Below are 2,671 nucleotides of genomic sequence, written 5' to 3' on the forward strand. Positions count from 1 at the left end.
GGCCCCTCACCCCGAACCCGAAAGGAGCGACCATGACCACGTCGCCCGCCTACGTCATCCCCGGCGCCGAGGGGATCGCCGCCGCCTACGCCGATATGCGCCGCTACAACGTGGCCCCGCTCGCGGCGAGCGACTGGCTCATCGAGCAGGTGAAGGACGCCGCCCGCGACGACATCGCCCAGCAGCTCGAGCGCAACCACGGCGCACCCGCCGAGGAATCACCCAACGTCGCCGATCTGGTCCTACGCCAGATCTACCGCGCCATTGGCGTCGCCCTGGCCGTCTACAACAACCAGCGCAGCCGCGTCACCGACATGGACCACATCGCCACCCCCCAGGGAGCCGCTGCGATTAACCGCGCCGCCGTCGCCCGCAAGGTCCGCACCAACGACACCCACCGCGCCATCTTCGAGTACACCCCCGACATCGACACCGTCGAAAACGGCAAAGAGACCATCTACTACGTCTCCGGAGTCATCTACGTCGGCCCCCGCGTCCGAGCCCTCACCGCACGCTTCACCAGCACCACCAACGCCCCCACGGCCCACAGCGTCACCCTCACCCACTTCGACGTGCTGCTGCCCTAGCCCACAGCCCCGGAGGGGACGCCCGGGGGCGTCCCCTCCGGGCATTTCACAACCCGCCCCCGCCTCCACAGACCACAACAGGACAGCCCCGCGTCACGGAGAAAGCGCCCCGAGCCGTGCCAGGCTGGCCCGCATGGACACAGCCGAACCCCTGCACTCGACCAGCCTGCGCGACCTCCTGCGCCAAACCGTCAACCTCGCCCGCGCGGGCGACCACCGCGCCCGCCGCATCACCATCGGCCCCCGCAGCGGCATCGTCACCCCCCACACCAAGCCCGACGGCACACTCGACGCAGACGACCTCGCAGCCCAAGTCTGGTCACTCGGCCACGACGAGCCATCCGACACCGGAACCTTCACCGGCGGCTTCTACACCAGCCGCGGAGTCAGCCGCCTCGTATACGCGCCCGAGCCCTAAAGCCGCGGTTAAACACACATTAACGCATCATGCACGCCCAATGCGTGCATGATGCGTGTAGGCTTAAAGCAGAGCGGGCCATAAGGCCCCTCACCCCGAACGAGAAAGGACCACCGTGGACACCACGATGAACCTCATCCACGTCAGCCCCTCGGAGCTGACCATCCTGTCGAACATCCGCGACGCCCAGGTCTCCCCCGACCTGGTCGCCAGCATTCGCGATCACGGCCTGCTCGAACCGATCAACGCCTACCGCGCCGACAGCGGCGCGCTCGTCGTCAAACACGGACACCGCCGCACCCTCGCCGCCTGCGAGGCCGGCCTCGAATCGGTGCCCGTCGTCGTCACCGCCGCCCCGGCGGACGACCTCGACGGCAAGGCCGACCTGATCGCGGCCCAATGGGACGAGAACCAGCAGCGCCAGAACCTCACCGCCCGCGAGCAGGCCGACACCATCGCCCAGCTCGCCGCCTTCGGCGTCTCCCCCGCCCAGATCAGCAAGCGCCTCCGGGTCGACCGCTCCACCGTCGACGCCGCCACCACCATGACCAACACCGCGGTGCTCGATGAATACGACCTGACTATCACCCAGGCCGCGATCGTGGCCGAGTTCAGCGACGACCCCCGCGCCGTCGAACGCCTCATCCGAGCCGCACGGCACGGACAGTTCGACCACCAGGCCGCACGGCTGCGCCAGGACCGCGAAATCGACGCCGCCGTCGCCCAGGCCCGCCCAGAGTGGGAGGCCAAGGGGGTCCGCATCATGGAGGGCTGGCCCGACTACAACGCCCCCGGCGAATGGGTGTCCAGCCTCGTCGACATCGACACCGGCGAGCACGCCGAGGTCGACCACAACGCCCCCGGCGACCACATCGCCGTCCAGCTGCGCGCCGACTACACGACCGTCCTCACAGCCACCGGCGAGCCCGTCGACCCCTACGAGCTCTACGAGGACGACGACCAGGACATACCCGAAGGCGGCATCACCCACAGCCAGGTACACGAAGAACTCGTCGTCACGCACCGCCTGTACTGCGACAACCCGGCGGCACGCGGCTGGAAGCGCCTCGGCGCAACCGCACCAGCACCCGCGGCGACCGAGCAGGACAAAGAGGCCGCCCGCGCCGAACGCCGCGACGTCATCGCCGCGAACAAGGCGTGGCTCGCCGCCGAGCAGGTTCGCCGCGACTGGCTCAAGACCTTCTGCGCCCGCAAGACCGCGCCCAAGAACAGCGCCCCCTTCATCGCGGCAACCATCGCCAACAGCCCACACCTGCTCGCGTCTGAGCGCCTGCGCTCCGAGCGCGAGCACTACCTCACGGTCAAAGACGCCGCCGAAATGAGCACAGCAAAGGCCACGATGACGAGCCTGGCCCTGTGCCTGATCGCCCACGAGGCCAACACGCACAAGGGATCGTGGCGACACATCGACCCCCGCACCACCGCGTACCTGCGCTTCATCGAGGCCCAGGGCTACGCCCTCTCCCCCGTCGAACGCCGCGCCTGCGGCGAGACCGTGCCCACCGACGAGCTCTAACCCCAAGGCCCGCGGTGGTCGGACCGAAAGACCGGTACGGCCACCGCGAGGCCGCCCGCAGGGCGTGAACGAAAACCCAGAAAGACCATGTGCCCGACCGGTGCGGGTGTTCTGGGGCCAGCTCCCGCG

3 protein-coding genes are annotated in these 2,671 nt (G+C 69.1%); all 3 read left to right on the top strand.

Annotated features, from left to right (window positions below):
• The first annotated feature begins 32 nt into the window (after positions 1 to 32).
• Entirely contained in the window at positions 33 to 587 is a 555-nt protein-coding gene (locus HMPREF3086_RS11660) for a hypothetical protein (RefSeq protein ID WP_070721994.1), read from the top strand.
• Between the two features lie 133 nt (positions 588 to 720).
• The gene (locus HMPREF3086_RS11665; RefSeq protein ID WP_061230133.1) at positions 721 to 1,005 is read left to right on the top strand and encodes a hypothetical protein; all 285 of its coding nucleotides are present in this window, start codon (positions 721 to 723) and stop codon (positions 1,003 to 1,005) included.
• Positions 1,006 to 1,120: 115 nt separating this feature from the next.
• The gene (locus HMPREF3086_RS11670) at positions 1,121 to 2,542 is read left to right on the top strand and encodes a ParB/RepB/Spo0J family partition protein (protein WP_070721996.1); all 1,422 of its coding nucleotides are present in this window, start codon (positions 1,121 to 1,123) and stop codon (positions 2,540 to 2,542) included.
• Positions 2,543 to 2,671: the final 129 nt, after the last annotated feature.

The organism is Dietzia sp. HMSC21D01 (genome assembly GCF_001815995.1).
Taxonomy (GTDB): Bacteria; Actinomycetota; Actinomycetes; order Mycobacteriales; family Mycobacteriaceae; genus Dietzia; species Dietzia cinnamea.

Bases quoted from the DNA above. Each gene is read 5' to 3' on its own strand.
- HMPREF3086_RS11660 (WP_070721994.1), top strand. From the start codon at position 33: ATGACCACGTCGCCCGCCTACGTCATCCCCGGCGCCGAGGGGATCGCC.
- HMPREF3086_RS11665 (WP_061230133.1), top strand. From the start codon at position 721: ATGGACACAGCCGAACCCCTGCACTCGACCAGCCTGCGCGACCTCCTG.